General features: G+C 33.1%; 15 protein-coding genes, 2 tRNA genes and 1 pseudogene. 12 read left to right on the top strand and 6 right to left on the bottom strand.

Annotation, left to right across the window (positions count from 1 at the left end; all coding sequences use genetic code 11):
- The first annotated feature begins 12 nt into the window (after positions 1–12).
- Positions 13–567: a helix-turn-helix domain-containing protein gene (locus tag NRK67_01445; protein UUV17522.1), complete on the top strand. Its 555-nt coding sequence runs from the start codon at positions 13–15 to the stop codon at positions 565–567.
- 122 nt (positions 568–689) lie between these two features.
- Here NRK67_01445 and NRK67_01440 read toward each other — a convergent pair whose 3' ends face one another.
- Both NRK67_01440 and NRK67_01435 read right to left on the bottom strand, forming a co-directional pair.
- Positions 690–1,622 carry an SAM-dependent methyltransferase gene (locus NRK67_01440; GenBank protein UUV17521.1) on the bottom strand — a complete coding sequence of 311 codons (933 nt, stop codon included), beginning with the start codon at positions 1,620–1,622 and terminating at the stop codon, positions 690–692.
- A gap of 114 nt (positions 1,623–1,736) precedes the next feature.
- On the bottom strand, positions 1,737–2,501 hold the full coding sequence (locus NRK67_01435; GenBank protein ID UUV17751.1) for a GTP pyrophosphokinase: 765 nt from the start codon (positions 2,499–2,501) through the stop codon (positions 1,737–1,739).
- A gap of 176 nt (positions 2,502–2,677) precedes the next feature.
- Here NRK67_01435 and NRK67_01430 point away from each other — a divergent pair.
- From NRK67_01430 to NRK67_01405, 6 genes and pseudogenes are all read left to right on the top strand, one after another.
- Positions 2,678–2,774 (top strand) — tRNA-Sec (locus NRK67_01430).
- A gap of 391 nt (positions 2,775–3,165) precedes the next feature.
- Complete coding sequence (locus NRK67_01425) at positions 3,166–3,606, top strand: GNAT family N-acetyltransferase (protein UUV17520.1); 441 nt, start codon at positions 3,166–3,168, stop codon at positions 3,604–3,606.
- Between the two features lie 388 nt (positions 3,607–3,994).
- Positions 3,995–4,072 (top strand) — tRNA-OTHER (locus NRK67_01420).
- Positions 4,073–4,293: 221 nt separating this feature from the next.
- A complete protein-coding gene (locus tag NRK67_01415) occupies positions 4,294–5,286 on the top strand; it encodes a hypothetical protein (GenBank protein ID UUV17519.1) in 993 nt (330 codons plus the stop codon).
- Between the two features lie 347 nt (positions 5,287–5,633).
- Positions 5,634–6,089, top strand: coding sequence for an SHOCT domain-containing protein (locus tag NRK67_01410; protein ID UUV17518.1), 456 nt, complete (start codon positions 5,634–5,636; stop codon positions 6,087–6,089).
- A 697-nt stretch (positions 6,090–6,786) separates the two neighbouring features.
- A pseudogene (locus NRK67_01405) lies at positions 6,787–6,996 on the top strand (hypothetical protein).
- Positions 6,997–7,322: 326 nt separating this feature from the next.
- On the opposite strand, the gene NRK67_01400 reads toward NRK67_01405, so the two are convergent.
- Positions 7,323–8,240 (bottom strand): DMT family transporter, encoded by a 918-nt coding sequence (locus NRK67_01400; protein UUV17517.1) that lies wholly within the window; start codon positions 8,238–8,240, stop codon positions 7,323–7,325.
- 160 nt (positions 8,241–8,400) lie between these two features.
- Here NRK67_01400 and NRK67_01395 point away from each other — a divergent pair, with 160 nt between their 5' ends.
- The 3 genes from NRK67_01395 (at position 8,401) to NRK67_01385 (ending at position 11,736) form a co-directional block, all read left to right on the top strand.
- Positions 8,401–8,838 carry a MarR family transcriptional regulator gene (locus NRK67_01395; protein UUV17516.1) on the top strand — a complete coding sequence of 146 codons (438 nt, stop codon included), beginning with the start codon at positions 8,401–8,403 and terminating at the stop codon, positions 8,836–8,838.
- Positions 8,839–8,840: 2 nt separating this feature from the next.
- Positions 8,841–10,202, top strand: coding sequence for an MATE family efflux transporter (locus NRK67_01390; protein ID UUV17515.1), 1,362 nt, complete (start codon positions 8,841–8,843; stop codon positions 10,200–10,202).
- A gap of 184 nt (positions 10,203–10,386) precedes the next feature.
- Positions 10,387–11,736 carry an alanine:cation symporter family protein gene (locus NRK67_01385; protein ID UUV17514.1) on the top strand — a complete coding sequence of 450 codons (1,350 nt, stop codon included), beginning with the start codon at positions 10,387–10,389 and terminating at the stop codon, positions 11,734–11,736.
- A 112-nt stretch (positions 11,737–11,848) separates the two neighbouring features.
- On the opposite strand, the gene NRK67_01380 is transcribed toward NRK67_01385, so the two are convergent.
- Positions 11,849–12,286 (bottom strand): YaiI/YqxD family protein, encoded by a 438-nt coding sequence (locus NRK67_01380; protein ID UUV17513.1) that lies wholly within the window; start codon positions 12,284–12,286, stop codon positions 11,849–11,851.
- A gap of 570 nt (positions 12,287–12,856) precedes the next feature.
- On the opposite strand from NRK67_01380, the gene adhE reads away from it, so the two are divergent.
- Positions 12,857–15,505 carry a bifunctional acetaldehyde-CoA/alcohol dehydrogenase gene (gene adhE / locus NRK67_01375; protein UUV17512.1) on the top strand — a complete coding sequence of 883 codons (2,649 nt, stop codon included), beginning with the start codon at positions 12,857–12,859 and terminating at the stop codon, positions 15,503–15,505.
- Between the two features lie 65 nt (positions 15,506–15,570).
- On the opposite strand, the gene crcB (NRK67_01370) is transcribed toward adhE, so the two are convergent.
- Positions 15,571–15,945, bottom strand: coding sequence for a fluoride efflux transporter CrcB (crcB, locus tag NRK67_01370; GenBank protein ID UUV17511.1), 375 nt, complete (start codon positions 15,943–15,945; stop codon positions 15,571–15,573).
- Positions 15,946–15,947: 2 nt separating this feature from the next.
- Complete coding sequence (gene crcB, locus NRK67_01365) at positions 15,948–16,358, bottom strand: fluoride efflux transporter CrcB (GenBank protein UUV17510.1); 411 nt, start codon at positions 16,356–16,358, stop codon at positions 15,948–15,950.
- 271 nt (positions 16,359–16,629) lie between these two features.
- Between crcB (NRK67_01365) and NRK67_01360 the strand changes: the two genes are divergently transcribed.
- On the top strand, positions 16,630–17,766 hold the full coding sequence (locus NRK67_01360; protein UUV17750.1) for a (Fe-S)-binding protein: 1,137 nt from the start codon (positions 16,630–16,632) through the stop codon (positions 17,764–17,766).
- Positions 17,767–17,800: the final 34 nt, after the last annotated feature.

Genomic DNA, 17,800 nt, shown 5'->3' with positions numbered 1-17,800 from the left:
TTGGAGGGAAAAGTGAGCGGTATAAATATTGGAAATAAAATAAAAGAATTTAGAAATTTAAGGGGAATGAGTTTGAAATCACTGGCAGAGATAACGGAAGTTTCATCTTCTCTTTTGAGTCAGATAGAAAAAGGCAGTGCTAATCCATCGATCAATACGATAAAAAATATATCGGAAAAATTAGATATTCCTTTATTTTTATTTTTTAAAGAGGAGGCTCCGAAAGATGATTTTATAGTAAGAAAAAACAGCAGGAGAAGGATGACATTTTCAAAGGAAGAGGGGATATCCTATGAACTTCTGACTCCTGACCTTTCAGGAAGTATTGAATTTATGATCCTTACCCTGACTTCGGGGATGGAGTCCTCTGAAAAAAGAAGGGAACACAAGGGGGAAGAGGTGGCCTATATATTGGAAGGAGAAGTTTCATTAGACTTAGAAGGGGATAATTTTACCCTATCCAAAGGAGACAGTGCCAAGATAAATTCATATATGAAACATAGATGGAAAAACAACGGGAAAAAAACAGTGAAGATAATTTTTGCTATCAACCCTCCGTGTTTTTAAAAATTAGATAAAAAAGCAATGTGACGGTTGCATCCAGGGATACAATCTAAATTTTTATAAATTTATAGATTATAAGAATAAAAGCCTCCTATAACTTAATTAAGTTATAGGAGGCTTTTATTCTATTCACAGACTAAGATATATCTTTTAAAGCTGCCCTTGGTAACGGCACATCGGTCAACTATCTTAAAACCTGATTTTTCAACCATATAATCCAGATCTTCAAAGGTTATAAGGATCATTTTTTTAGAGATTCGTCTGGCAGTGTCTATTATATCCTGCTGCTGGTCTTTGGTAATATGACTGAATAATCCATAGGGAATATCCACTATAGAACTGTCATAACTTTCTTTTATTGTATGCATATCCTGGTGGGTAACTCTGGGTTCCAGATTAAAAAATCCTAAGTTTCTTTTGGCATTATTGGTGTTTTTTTCACTGATTTCAGTTCCCTGAATTTCATAACCCATAGACAGCCCTTCTACAATTGTAGTTCCTACACCGCAGCATGGATCTATAATCTTTATATTTTTATCTCCGTTAGATGCTATATTTACTACACTTTTGGCGACTCTTACACTGAGAGAATTGGAGTAGCTGCAAGGTTTTTTTTCATGGGTAATCCACAGGTTATCGTTTTTTTCATGGATACCAAAGACCCATTTTTCATTGTGTTTACCTAAGGCTAGAACCAGTTTAGGAGATTTAATATCTGGGATTCCCATAATTTTATCTCCAATTTTACTGAGATATCCAAATCTTTCACTGAAAGGAACATCTGCTTTTAAGGCTTTTATAAACTCCAGCCTAAAATCATCTAATGTTATTATATCTTCTTCCAATGCTTTTAAAATATCTTCAAAATTTTCTTCCTCATGGAAAACTTCCAATCGACTTTTAATAAATGTGCTATCAGAGGGATTAAATTCTAGATGAGATATTAAAATTTTGTCCTTTGGCTCGGTATTAAAAATAGATCTCATCTCTAACATACAAAGTTCTTCTTCAAATGTAGGATAGTTAATAATATATATAAATTTTTTTGATTTTTTCATTCTGTTCAACTCCATTTGGGGGTAATGTCCCATTGCTTTTTATTTGTATAGTATTATATCATAGATATAAAAAAAGAGCTTTTAATTAAAAAGCTCTAATCTATAAAATATTTTTTATTTAAATTTTAAATCTAGTTCCCTTTTACCGCTGTTTCCCACTTCAGATTTTAATTTTTTTATAAACATCCCCATCTCATCAGCACTTCCGGCAATTCTGTTAAAAATGGCAAGATATTCAGTGAGGATAGGGTTATCTGTATCGTATGGATATCTGATAATGTGATCGATCTCACTCCAAGCCTCCTCAAATACTGTTCTGGCTTGGATCTCTATAAAAGTCTCTTTAGATTTTGAGATATGGGCTCCGATAAGGTAGTGTACAGATCTATAACCGTATTCCCTTATAATAACTTCACAGTCGATATCTTTTAATTGATCCTCTAAATTTTCCATATTGTAGTCGCCACGTCTAACGTTTAGCTGTGGGATCTCTTTGGTTTCCCAAATATCTGTGATACTCCTGTGTAAGTTTATCCAGTCATCTTTGAATAGGTGTAAAACTCTTATACCGATTAGATCGGTAACTATTTTTATGTAGTTGGTTACGTCGATATTCAGGTCATGATATTTTTTACCTTTTCTAATGATCTTTTCAACTAGATGGCTGGGCTCTTTGACCCTTCTTCTAACAGAATGAACTAAAGGTACATCTATTAATTTAGAAACTATATGTTCGGCTTCTTTTTCTAATAGAGGCACTATTCTGCAATAATCAGCATAGATTTCATTTAAATTATCCCACTCTAATCCTGTAGAGGTAAAATATTCATCTGAAATCTCAAAGGTTTTAAAAAATTCTTCTTTATTTAATTTATGTATTTTTACTTTTTTCATTAATTTTTCACCCCATAATAACTTTTTTTAAATTTATTTGAAGCTATCCACCCCTTGTTTTGTCTAGCTTTCAGCTTGATTAAACGTCAACTTACAACTAAAGTATAGCATAAATCAAAAAAAAGGGTGCATTTTTTTAGATTATGTAGTATAATCTTTTTGGAAGTAGATAGGTAACTGGTGTGCCTACCGGTCTTCAAAACCGAGTTTTGGCGTTTAGTCGTCATGGGTGGGTTCGATTCCCACATACTTCCGCCAATATAAATTGTAAACATCCTACGGGATGTTTTTTTTATAAAAAAGTCCCTAAGAAGCATTTTTAGGGGCTTTTTCTGTAAGTTTTATTTTAAATAGATTATGTTTTGAGAAAAAATAAAGTATCATTAAAATATGAAAGAACAATTATTTGGAAGAATAGAGAAAATGTTGGTGTTATTAGGGAAAAAGGGGAGAAAAAAATGATATTAGAGACAAAAAGTGATAGATCGAGTTAATATGAAAAAATATGATGAAGATGTTGAATATATCTGGTTTAGAGTTGATAAAAGGTAAAGTTTTATATTTAACGTAGTTAATAACAATGCCTAATAGACTAGTTAGTAAAATTTGTTTTCTAGTATTGAATATTAAAAAATGATGGGGGTATGACATGAGAATTCAAAAATTAGATGAAAAGCATTTGAAAGAGTGCTCAAGAATGTATGTTCAGACATTTAATAGGGAACCATGGAATGACAATTGGAATGAAATTACATCGTATAAGAGATTGAAAGACATTTATGATACTCCGGGATTTTTAGGACTAGTAGTACTTGATCAAGATCAATTAAAAGCGGCTGTGTTAGGAAATATAGAACAGTGGTACAAAGGAGATATGTATAATTTGAGAGAGATGTTTGTAAATCATGAGGATAAAGGTAGTGGAATTGGAAGTTATTTAATTGTGGAATTAGAGAAAAGGATAAAAGAACTAGGAGTAAATTCAATAAGTTTATTTACCAGCAGGGGCGATTTCACTGAGAAGTTTTATATAAAGAACGGCTTTATTACCGAAGAAGACATGATAATGATGTATAAAAATATCTGGTAATTACAAACTGAATTATTAACGGTATATAAAAAATGCTAGAAGAGGTAAAGTGTATTTACACTTCTTTTTGCATATAAAAGTGATTCTGATTTTCTAACAAATCCTAAAATTAAAACACGACTTCAAAATCGACACTTGAAAAATACATACTGCCCAATAAAAAAGAAAATAGCTTAAAAATTTATACAGAAGTAGTTCAGGATATGTTTGGAAATACAAGTTATACTAATATTGATTTTAATGGATATAAAGATGTTAAGTTGAATGGGAAGTATAGCTACAGTATTCAACTAAATGAAGATGGTAATAACAAAATAGAAATTTATCCTAGTACTTATTAAACAAGTTAATCTTTATTACTTAATACTAATAATTCTAGATAGGTTTTGGAAATTAAGCTTTCTTCAAAACCGAGTTTTGGCGTTTAGTCGTCATGGGTGGGTTCGAATCCAACATACTTCCGCCAATATAAATTGTAAACATCCTACGGGATGTTTTTTTTTATCCGAAAATAAAAGCCTATAATAGGCGGTTTCCTCCAAACTCATGAAAGATCCTATGAACACCGTATATCCCCTAAACTTTACTTGACAGTGTTAAATTTATAATGAAAGATATATTATGAGATATATCTAAAATTAAAAAATAGTAATAACATAATAAATTATATTGGGGAGGGCAGATTATATGAAAATATCTTTTCGAACATGGTGGAGAAATTGCGCCCTGGAAGCTGATTCGGAAATTATGGACATAGATAAAATGGAAGACCGTATAGCTCCCATTGATCCAAACATAGCGAGGGTTCGAGAACTCATTTCAAGTCTCGAGCTATGCCACCACAAAGCCGAGCGATGGGTCGAGAACATCATCGAAGCTATCGGAGAGGGAGAAACAAATAAGGGGTTGGGTACCCGTTCGCTTGGTCAGCCGCACCCCGTTGAAAAAACCTGGCAGAATGCCTGCGTTGCTCTCTCAGCATGGTGTGCAGGATGTCCCAGTACAAAGGTTGATTTGTGTATCGGTACCGTACCGGCCTCTCAACTCCTTGCTAGACTTGGGGAAAGGTCACCTTTGAAGGAATGGCAGGTCCAACGGGTGATTGAAAAAATCCGTAGCATAATCCATTGGCTACAATCGCGTGATGATCCAACAGCCCGGTATATATGGCTTCTCTTAAGTGGAGGTGAATATGAATGTACTTATCGCAATGACTGCCCTGAGGACTACAAGGAACATGAAGATTTCTGGCTGAGAACAGTTCGAACGATCCTTCATGACACTGAAAATGAGCATGGGGCAGAACTCTCCTTGGGTCTTGCCATCGATATGCTTATGCCCTGCCACTGGAGGTTTATGACAAATCTTCAAATTGTTCTAGAGGCAATAGGAGGAAAACTCAATTTGGATAAGCCCTTTGCTGCGTGTGGGAGAAACATCGCTCTGGTACCGATTCGCAGCCGGATGACAATTGTTTCTAACACTCTAAAGGTGTTCTGTGGAGACCCGGAGTTAAGCCAGGAAGTTGATAGGGATTTGCTAGCCTTACTTGGGGAACCCACAGAAGTAAAAAGGTGGCTTGCCTCTTCCTTGGATAAAACCATAAGGCTTCAACTGGATCCGCCGGCTGAACTACAGGCAATCTCTGCCCTAGCTGGACCTGGCTGGATAAAACTGTAAAACTCCAGTTAAACTTATGAACAGTTGTAAGGAGACCACCCAACAAGGTACTGTGCTTGATCACAATTTTGAATAAATTTAGATTAGTGACAGCTCGCTTCCACCAACAAATATATGACTGCAAAATTTACGGTTGTTTAGATAAGAAAAAGAACTAAGATTTACCTTAGTTCTTTTTTATTTTATATTTAAAATAGATTTTTTTTGAAAGAAAATGAGGTAAAACATTAGATCTGTTATTATATACACTTGATTTTTTTACCTTTTTAAAGTACTATTTTAAGGAATTATTAAGATTCGTCAAGTTTTTTAATTTTTAAAAATGATTTATTACATAAGGAGGGGATATGATTTTTTTAGTAAAAAATGGAGGGACAAAAGAAATTCCAACAGGCTTTTCATGGACAACATTCTTTTTTGGTTTTTTTCCTGCACTTATAAGAGGTGACATCAAATGGGGAGTTATAATGTTAGGACTAGCATTAACAACAGGCGGATTGAGCTGCCTTATTTTCCCTTTTATCTACAATAAAATTTATATAAAAAGTTTAATCGAAATGGGGTATAGACCTAAGGGATCAAGTGATGAGAAAATACTAAAAGATATGGGAGTATATGATGAAGACTTTTTAGATAATGCAATAAAAACAGTTTCAAATATTGGAACTAACAATACAACTATTCAAAAAACAGAGTCACTTCATCCTGTAGATGAATTAAAAAAATGGCAGGAGCTTTATAAGGATGGAGCTATAACAGAGGAAGAATTTAAATTAAAGAAGTCGCAAATTTTAAATTTATAAATATTTTAATCGATATAAAAATAGATAGAAAAATTCAGATACTTTTAATTTTTATTGAATCTCAAAAAAAATTTAAATTTAAACTACAGGAGGAACTACCATGTTTTTAGCAAATGTTACTTTAATAGCTTTTATAGGAACAATAAGCAGCATATTTCCATTATACAGGTTTTTAGATATTCCGGATAAGTTGAGGTCTTTTATTTATGCTATTCCTCAGCTCACATTAGTTTTCTGGTTAATTACTGTATCCATAAAAAATAAGGATAAGGATAATTTGAAAAAAATGAATATAGCGGCAATGTGCAGTGCTTTAATTTTTTTGGTTATGAGAGGTTATTATATTTTAGCGGATTCATTTGAATCTTTAAGATATATTTTTTCTTATCAGCTGCTAAATTTTGTGTATGATATTGGTTATATAGGCCTTATATTTTTCTTATACTGTATTTACAGAGGAGTAAAAAATAAAAGGCTGGAAATATTAATTATAATAAATATTATAATAAAAATTATTTTATTAGTATTAAACAATTTAAATAATTATTTATTTTATTATAGCTTTACAAATGTAATAAATTTTATTTATATAATAGAAGCAATTTCCTTTGCTGTTTTACTGTTTTATATACATATCCTAGTGAAAGAAGACGGGACTTTAAAAATAACAGAAGATAAAGAAAGTGTTAAAATTAATCTGGAAAAAAATGGAATACTTAAAGAAGCTCCTGTGGGGTTTTCATGGACAACATTCTTTTTTGGTTTTTTACCTGCACTTATAAGAGGAGATATCAAATGGGGAGTTGTAATGCTGGTAGGATCTGTATTTACCAGTGGAATAAGTTCCCTTGTATTCCCCTTTATCTATAATAAGCTCTATATTAAAAACTTGATAGAAAATGGTTATATACCAAAAACTGAAGAAGATGTTGACTTATTAAACCAAATGGATATAAGATATCAAAAAGAGGGGAAACAAAAATCAGAAGCTTCTATTATAAATTCTGAAAAAGAAAATAATACAATCCATAGGGCTGATGAACTAAAAAAATGGATGGAACTTTTTAAAGATGGCAGTATAACTAAAGAGGAGTATGACTCAATAAAAGCAAAAATCCTTCAAAATAATTAGATATTATAACTAGGATAGATTCTACAAAATAAAATTCCAAACATCCTGTGTGGATGTTAAAAAAGTCCCTAAATATTTTTTAGGGACTTTTTCTATAAGATTTATTTCTTACTTTTTAAGGTTATGATTACTCCTGATATGATCATAAAACCTGCTAAGACCTTTGGAAGTGTAATAACTTCTCCTAAGATAAAGTATGCCATTATCATGGAAAACAGAGGAACTAAGTTAACGTACAGGGAGGTCTTGGAAGGGCCGATCCTTTTTACCGATACCTGCTGGATTAAATATGCTATAACCGAAGCAAAGATAGACATATATATTAAACTGCTCCATCCTGTCCAGGTAGTTTTAGGTAAAAAACTCATTGGATTCTCATAGATTACCATGGGTATCAAAAGGATTACACAGAATAAAAATACATAAGATGTAAGTTTTATAGGTGCTACACGTCCTACGATTCCCTTTAAAACTATAAAATATAGGGAAAAAGACAGGACAGCCAGGAGCATATAGATATCTCCTACATTAAAATTCATATTTTTAATAACATCGATAGAACCGTTGGTAACGATCATAGCTACTCCTAAAAAGGAGATAAGTATTCCCCCCACTGCTTTTTTAGGAAATCTTTCCTTTAAAATCAGGGATGCCATAATAGTAGTCATAATTGGATTCGTAGCTGCTATAAGAGATGTGTTTACGCTGCTTGTATACTTTAACGCTGTAAAAAAGAATACATGGTAGCCTACCATACCAAGGAGGGATAGGAGGAGTATTCTGGGAATATCTGTTTTTTCCAGAGTTAAATCTTCTCCTTTTTTCCACATGATTAAAAATAAAACCACAGCTGCTATTAAAAATCTAAAAAATGTCAGAGAATATACCGGAAATTCCGCTATGGAAAATTTACCTGCTATAAAAGCCCCTGAAAAAAATACAGTTGCAATTACCATTAAATTCTTATCTATCAATTCTTTCATCTTATTTTTATTTAAACTTATAACCTCGTTTTTCATCTCACTCCCCCCTGAATTTATTGTAATTAGATATATTCTAGCAATAATAATTTTTTTTTACAATAGTCTTTAAAATTAATATAGTTGACTTACCAACTATATCGTGTTATTATACTTAAATGAATAAAGTTGGTTGACCAACTATTTTAGGAGGAGAGAGATGAAAAAACCATTGGGAAAAGAGATAAATGAACTGGCAAGAGACATAAAAAAGTTTCTTCACTACCATTTAGACGGATATTCTTTAGGAGACGGGCAGTTTGGGATATTGTATGATGTTTTCCATAATCCGGGAATATCCCAGGAAAAACTGAGTAAAACAAGAAATGTAGATAAAACAACCATAGCCAAAGCTGTAAAAAAACTAATAAATAATGGATATATTCAGAGGGAAAAAGATAAGACAGATAAAAGAGTTTACTGTCTTTTATGTACTGAAAAAGCCGTTGAATTAATGCCGAAAATAGAAAGAGTTATAAAATTAGAAACTGAGGTGTTAACTGAAGAGTTTTCTGAAGATGAAGTGAAAATTTTCAGGAAAATGATGGAAAAAATGACAAAGAATATTGACAGACATTTAAAGAAAATGGAGGAATAATTATGGGAGCCTTGAGAAGATTGGAAACAGAGAAGATCTCAAAACTTTTAATGGAATTTTCTATTCCTGCCATAGTGGGAAGTCTTGTATTTGCCCTATATAATATTGTAGACAGGATCTTTATTGGAAAGGGAATAGGAGCATATGCTATGACAGGGTTAAGTATTACTTTTCCTATATTTACACTTTATATTGCTATAGGGATGCTTATAGGCCAGGGGGGAGGAAGTATTGTATCTCTGAGGCTGGGTGAAGGCAGAAAAGACAAGGCAGATAAAGCTTTGGGTAATACGGTTACCTTATTTACCATATCCAGTATCCTCCTTATGATCATAGGAAGGATATTTTTAGATGACCTGCTTCTTTTGTTTGGAGCTACTGAAAATACCTTAAGCTATGCCAGGGATTATATGAGTATAATAAATTTACTTGTGTTTTTTAATTTTATGGCAATGGGAATGAATAACCTCATGAGGTCAGAAGGTTGTTCTAAACTGGCTATGAAATATATGGTTACAGGAGCGGTTATTAATATTATTTTAGATCCTGTTTTGATATTCTGGTTTGACATGGGGATAAAAGGGGCTGCCATAGCCACAGCACTTTCAAATGTTATTGTAACAATTGCTGTATTTTATCACTTTATATATAGTAAAAACAGTCATATAAAATTAAAAAAAGAAAATCTTATTTTGGATAGTGAAACTGTAAAAGAAATATTTAAAATAGGGGTATCTCCATTCACTTTGCAGGTTACTACAAGTTTAGTGGCAGTGGCATGTAATAAAACTCTCCTTGCATATGGAGGAGACCTGGCAGTAGGAGCAATGGGGATAGTAAACAGCATATATATGTTTATGTCTATGATTATTTCAGGGATCAGGGCAGGGAGCCAGCCTATTATCGGCTATAATTATGGTGCCGGTAAATTTGACAGGGTAGTTGAAACACTAAAAATATCTCTGGTGGGATCTATGCTTATCGCTGGTTTTATTACCCTGATTGCATTTTTCAGAGGAGATGTTTTAATCAATTTATTCAATGACGGGAATGAAGAGATCCTTCGTATAGGAGAAAGGGGATTAAAGATATGCCTGTCTATGGGAATTCTTAATGCCTTCTATATAATAGGAGCAAATTATTTTCAGTCTCTAGATCAGGCTGTAAAATCTGTTATTTTAAATCTCATAAGACAAGTCGTACTTTTTGTACCGCTATTTATAATTTTGCCAAAATATTATGGGATTGATGGAATATGGTTAATTTGGCCCATCAGTGATATTGTTGTATTTTTCTTTACAGGATATTTTATAAGGAAAAATATTAGAGAGCTAAAGGCAAGACAGGTAGGGATAGTTTATTAATTTTCTAGAATTTTATTTTAATTATTTACAATACAACTGAATTGTATTGTATTTTCTTAACGGATATGTTAACATTCTAGGACGGTATGAAGGGCCGTAATTTCCTAATCGATTTTGGAAGATGTTTGGGAATAAAAACATCTTCCTTTTTTATATTAGGAATATAATTAAGGAGTGTGGTAGTGTGGAAATGTTGAAGAGAGTAATTGATAGTCTCAATGGTTTTTTATGGGGGACTAATTTACTGGTTGTAATGTTGTTAGGTGTAGGGATCTATTTTACGGTAAAGACCAGGTTTGTGCAATTTAGGTTGTTTAAACACATGGTGAAACTGCTGGTAGATAAAAGTGAAAAAACTACAGGAGGAATTTCATCCTTTCAGGCTTTTTGTATAAGTACAGCCTCTAGGGTAGGAACAGGAAATTTAGCAGGAGTAGTAGCGGCTATCTCCGTAGGAGGACCGGGAGCTATATTCTGGATGTGGATAGTTGGAATGTTAGGAGCTTCTACAGGTTTTGCAGAGGCAACTTTAGCTCAACTATATAGGACAAGGAAAAAAAATGGAGATTTAACAGGTGGATCGGCTTATTATGTTGAAAAAGCCCTGGGAAACAGAAAATTTGGAATATTGTTTGTATTAGCTGCAATTTTTTGTTTTTCAGGAGTAAGTGCAATTACAGCTAACTCTGTGACTGTATCTTTTAACAATGCTTTTGGAATAGATAAAACTATCATGAGTTTTTTATTGATAGCATTTACCGGGATACTTACCTTTGGTAAAGCCAGTAAAATCCCTCAGATTTTGGAAAAACTGGTACCTATAATGGCTGCAATCTATCTATTGCTGGTATTTGTGATAATGTTTAAAAACATAGGGATTATACCTAGAGTTTTAGGAGAGGTTGTTCAAGGAGCTTTTGGTTTTAAACAAGCTATCGGCGGGGGAATTGGTGCAATAGTCATGGCCGGTGTAAAGAGAGGATTGTTCTCTAATGAGGCAGGACTTGGAACTGCTACAGCAGTAGCAGCAACAGCAGAGGTAAGTCACCCGGTAAAGCAGGGACTGACCCAGGGCTTAGGAGTTTTTGTGGATACTTTGGTAATCTGTACTTCTACAGCTATGATTATGCTATTAGCTGATAAGGGAGCCGTAGAAGGTTTATCCGGGATGGAACTTTTACAGGGAGCTATGAGCTATCATTTTGGAGCTTTTGGGGTAAACTTTATAGCCTTGATCTTATTTTTATTCTCATTTAGTACGATTTTGGGGATTGGATATTATGCCCAGACAAATTTAAACTATATCAGTGATAAAAACTATTTGAAGATAGGATATAAGATTTTAGTTTTGATCATGATCTTATTTGGAGGAGTCAGTCAGAGTGCCATAGTATGGTCTTTAGCTGATTTGGGATTAGGATTTATGGGAGTTATTAACTTAACCGCTTTATTTATCTTGAGAGGACAATGTTTGGAATCTTTAGAAGATTATGATCTAAATATATTATCTAAGAAAAAATGGGTAGTGAACTAAAAGGTCGCGGCGACACTTTTAAAGGCAGAGAAAATTTCTCTGCCTTTTTTTTTATTACTATAAATATAATAAATAAGTGATTATATAGTAAAGGATTATAATCACTTATTTATTATAAATTTTGGAGAAGATTTAAAAGAGTTTCTCTAAATTCTGCGTCATTGTTGGCTTTTCTTTTTTTAGGACCCTTGGTTCTTCCTCCGGAAGCTCTGATCTTCGCACTCATATGTCTGGAGAACATCAAGGAATCGATGTTGAACTTATTGTAGATAAATCCATTGGGATGGATAACACTATGGGTTTTTTCTAGGATAATAGTGGCTAAACCGTAATCTTGAGTAACGACTATATCTTCCTTTGTGGATATTTTCATAATTTCTAAATCTACAGAATCATCTCCTTTTTCTACTTGGATAACTCTAAAGTTCCCCTTTAACTCATGGGCTGTGTCTACCACCATGATCAATTCTAAACTATATTTTTTAGATAACTCCATACATATTGATTTAACACCCTTTGGACAGGCATCAGCATCTATTATTATTCTCAATTTTGTTCCTCCTACATCAATATTATCTATCTAAATAATATCATATTATAGAAAATAATCAAAAGTTGTAAAATGGTTCTTACTTTATCATCACTTATTAACTATAAGATTGAAACTATATAGAGATCAACCTTATTTTGAGTTATACATATATAGAAAAAGTTATTTTGAACTGAAAGAAGTTTAATTTTAAATTTTTTTCCAGCAGTTCTTGATTAGAAATCTTGTCTGAAGACAGATAAACTTTAACAGGAGAAAAAGGGGGAACTATTTTTCTGTTAAAAATTAACCATATAAAAGTTAAAAATTTCTCATACTTTGACCGTTACAATTTATATGGAATATAGTTTAAGGAACGAATAAAAAATAAAAAATATTTTTTATAAATATTTTTGTGTTTCAATTATATTCAATAAATTTAGTTGTTGAATCTGGTGTTCTGATTTGATATGAAATTCACATAGAGTTTTAGAGGAGATCAAAGATTCATCGAAATAGTCATTTGACATAAAAAAAAGTAGTTGCTATACTCAACCCATGAGAAAAAAATAACTAACTCGGAGGATTTTTATGAAGATAACAAACGTAAAAGAATTACAAGAGTATTTAAAAACTATGAAAAAAGCTCAAGAGGAATTTGCTACTTTCCCTCAGGAAAAGGTAGATGAAATTTTTAGAGAAGCAGCATTAGCTGTAAATAGACAAAGAATAGAATTAGCTAAAATGGCTGTTGAAGAAACTAGAATGGGAATAGTTGAAGATAAAGTAATCAAAAACCATTTCGCTTCAGAGATAGTATATAACAAATATAAGGATACAAAAACTTGTGGAGTTGTTGAAAAAGATGCAGCTTACGGTATTGAAAAAATAGCTGAACCTATCGGAATCGTAGGAGCTGTTATACCAACTACTAACCCTACATCAACAGCAGTATTTAAAGCATTAATAGCTTTAAAAACTAGAAATGCTATCATATTCTCACCACATCCAAGAGCTATGAAGTGTACTGCAAAAGCTGCCGAGATAGTTATGGAAGCTGCAATAAAAGCTGGAGCACCAGAAGGAATAGTGGGTTGGATAACTAAGCCATCTATGGAATTATCTACTTACCTTATGCAAAATGTAGATATTATATTAGCTACAGGAGGACCGGGAATGGTTAAGGCTGCTTACTCTTCAGGAGTACCTGCAATTGGAGTAGGAGCTGGAAACACACCTGTAATCATCGACGAAAGTGCACACATCAAGATGGCTGTAAGTTCTATCTTAATGTCTAAAACATTTGATAACGGAGTTATCTGTGCATCTGAGCAAGCCGTATTAGCACCTGCTTCAATCTACGAAACAGTAAAAAAAGAGTTTGCTGATAGAGGAGCATACTTCTTAAAGGGAGAGGAGTTAGATAAAGTAAGAAAGACTATCGTAATAGATGGACACTTAAACTCTGAAATAGTAGGACAAACAGCTCATAAGATAGCACAATTAGCTGGTGTAGATGTACATGTAGATACAAAAGTATTAATCGGAGAAGTTGAATCTGTAGAATTAGAGGAGCCATTCTCACATGAAAAATTATCTCCAGTATTAGCTTTCTATAAGACAACTGGATTCGAAGAATCTTTAAAGAAAGCAGATAGATTGATTCAATTAGGTGGGATGGGACATACTTCTATCATGTATGCTAACGAATTAACTGCTACTGAAAGATTAGAAAAATTTGGTAAAACAATGAAAACAGGTAGAACTTTAGTAAATATGCCGGCTGCCCAGGGTGCAATCGGAGATGTATTTAACTTCAAACTAGCTCCTTCATTAACTTTAGGTTGTGGATCATGGGGAGGAAACGCAGTTTCTGAAAACGTTGGAGTAAAACATCTTTTAAACATAAAAACTGTAGCGAAAAGGAGAGAAAACATGCTTTGGTTTAGAATTCCAGAAAAAGTATACTTTAAATTCGGTTCATTACCTGTAGCTTTAGAAGAATTAAAGGGAACTAAGAAAAAAGTAATGATAGTTACTGACTCAGTACTAGCTTCATTAGGTTATACAAACCATATCACAGATGTATTAGATGAAATCGGTGTAGATTACAGAATATTCTCTGACGTACAAGCTGATCCTACATTAGCTACAGTAAGAAAAGGTGCAGAGATGATGAAGTCATACCAACCAGATGCTATCTTAGCATTAGGTGGAGGATCTCCAATGGACGCGGCGAAAATCATGTGGGTTATGTATGAGCATCCAGAAGTAGTGTTCGAAGATCTTGCTATGACATTTATGGATATCAGAAAAAGAATAGTACAATTCCCTAAGATGGGTAAAAAAGCTGATTTCTGGGCTATTGCTACATCAGCAGGAACAGGATCTGAAGTTACTCCATTCGCAGTAATCACAGATGAAAAGACTGGAACAAAGTATCCGTTAGCTGACTACGAATTAACTCCAAATGTAGCTATCGTAGACCCTCAATTAATGTTAACAATGCCGGCTTCATTAACAGCTGCATCAGGATATGATGTATTAACTCATGCATTAGAAGCATTTGCGTCTGTATTAGCATCAGATTATACAAACCCATTAGCTTTAGAATCATTAAGATTAGTATTTAAATACTTACCTGAATCTGTAAAAGGTGGAGCTACAGCATTAAAAGCAAAGGAAAAGATGGCCAATGCATCTTGTATGGCTGGAATGGCGTTCTCAAATGCATTCTTAGGTATTTGTCACTCAATGGCACATAAATTAGGAGCAGCTTTCCATATTCCACATGGAACAGCCAATGCACTATTAATAGAGGAAGTAATCAGATTTAACGCTACAGACAGACCAAATAAGATGGCTGGATTCGCTCAATATAAGTATCCAAATGCTAAGGCAAGATATGCTAAAGCAGCAGATTTCTTAAGCTTAACTAAAGGAAATGAAACTCCAGAAGAGAAGGCTAAGTTACTTAGAAAGGCTTGTGTAGAGTTAAGAGAAGCAGTAGGGATCAAGCATACTATCGCTGACTATGGAGTATCTGAAGCAGAATTCTTAGGTAAATTAGACCAAATGGTAGAGGAAGCTTTTGATGATCAATGTACAGGAGCTAACCCGAGATATCCATTAATGAAAGAATTAAAAGAGATGTATTTAAGAGCATACTATGGTGCAGAAAAATATCAAAATATGAAAAAAAATGAAACAGCTAAAAAAGTTAAAGAAAAGAAAAACTAATAGGATCTTATAACTAATGGTCTATATAAAAAACTGGGAAATTTTCCCAGTTTTTTTTAATTTTATTATAAAAACTTCCCTAACTCCGATCCAGCCAATGCCATCAACATCCCTAAAATATTATTTAGAAGAATATTTAAAAACCCTTCTTTTGTCTTTCCTTTTTCAAATAATTGAAATGTATGAAGGGCATAACTGGAAAAAGTAGTGAGAGCTCCTAAAAATCCAATAACAATAAAATGTTTTAGATCTTCAGCTACTATATGGTGTTCAAAGATTCTGTAAGAAAAACCGATTATAAATAAACCCAGAAGGTTTACTCCTAAAGTCCCAAAGGGGATACTGTGCTTTATTACACTGGAAATTTTCCTATCTATTTTATATCTGGAGATAGCTCCAATGCTTCCTCCAACAGCTACCAAGATAATATTTAAAATCATAGTTATTCATCTCCTTTAAATTTATGATTGAAATGTTTTTTGACAACAAAATCAGTGACCTTAGCCCCTAAAAATGCAAATAAGATACCCAAAACATTATTTCCCAATAAATTAGAGCCTGCCAGGAGATATTTTCCTTTTTCGAGGAGGATCAAGGTAGTGTAGGCATAACTGGAAAATGTAGTCAATGCTCCTAAAAAACCTGTAACAATAAAAGGATTGAATCTAGTATGGACAATTTCGTGATAAAATATTTTAAATGCAACTCCAATGATAAAGCAGCCGATAAGGTTAACAGTTAGTGTTCCCAGTGGAAAATGCATAGGATAGTATTTGGTGATAATAAAATCAATAAGGTATCTAGAGAGAGCCCCAATGGCTCCACCTGTTCCGATAAAAATTAGTCGCGACATAAGACCTCCTAAAAATTATAATTATTGTGATATAATTTATTCTACCAAATTTTTATAACTTTTATTTACTTTATATAAATTTATCTATAAGTTATGAAGATTATCACATGAAAGCTATAACTGAATTGCAATTTAAAATTTACTGTTGCTGATGAAAAAGTTGACACTTTGTATTCAAAGTGTTATGTTTTTGAATAAACAGACAGGTAAAAAATATAAATAAAAGTCAGGAATTTAAGACATTATAATCAGGATAAAGAAGGTGAAAATTATGATTTCTAAAGAGATCAAAGAAAAAATGGAAGAAATAATTGAGGGATGTTTAGAGTGTAAATCTAAACCCTGTATGAAAAATTGTGCTATGTTAAATGATTTTGGGAAAGATCCAAAATCAATTTTCAAGGGGTGTATAGAGAAAAATAAAATATTAGATAAATTATCATATTCTTGTAATATGTGTAGTCAATGTACCATTGCCTGTCCAAAAGATTATAAGATACAGGATATATTTATGGAAAGCAGGAAGCTGAAGGTAGAAAAAAATAATGGGAGATCACCTATGAAGGGTCATAAAGTAGTTGAAGCTCACCAATATTTGGGGAATTCTAATTTTTTTAATACTTCCAATAAAGCTTTAGGAGATAAAAAGACTGTGAGAGTCTTTCTTCCGGGGTGTTCCCTGTCATCATATAACCCAAAAGCTGTGGGAAATATCTTAGATTATCTCCAGGAAAAATATGAGGGTGAGGTAGGTTCGATCTTAAAATGCTGTGGGAAACCAACCAAGGATTTGGGACAGGAGGAGAAATTTAAGAAAAGATATACCTCAGTCCAGAGATCTATGGATGAATTAGGTGCAGAGGAGATCATCGTAGCATGTCAGTCATGTTATGAAGTTTTTAGAAAAAATAGTCCCAATCAAAGGGTAAGATCTCTATGGGAGGTCCTTCCTGAATTAGGATTACCTGAACATGCCAAAGGAATAGGGAAAGATTCAGATGTAATATTTGGTATTCATGACTCATGCCCTACCAGGTACAACAAGAAGATTCAAGATGGGATCAGATGGATCCTAGCTCAAATGGAATATGAAACTGAAGAGCCGTTGCACACAAGGGAAGATACAAGGTGCTGCGGGTTTGGCGGGATGGTAGGGCCAGCCAACCCTAAAATGACTCATACAATTAGAAATAAGAGAGCAGCAGAATATAACACAGACCATATAGTAAGTTATTGTGCTGCGTGCAGAGGAGCTATGGAAAGTGCAGGAAAAGATTCAGTACATATTTTAGACTTAATATTTGGAGAAAGATATACTAAAGATTCTGCAACTAAAAGAACTCAAGGGACAAGTGTGCAATGGATGAACAGATTTAAATCTAAAAAAGAACTGAATAAAAGGAAATAATAGAATACAGCATATATTTACTGTGACTATAATA

The sequence above is a fragment of the Fusobacteria bacterium ZRK30 genome (genome assembly GCA_024628785.1).
Classification (GTDB): Bacteria; Fusobacteriota; Fusobacteriia; order Fusobacteriales; family Fusobacteriaceae; genus Psychrilyobacter.
Note: the sequence above shows the minus strand (reverse complement) of the source record. Positions and strands in the feature narration are given on the sequence as shown.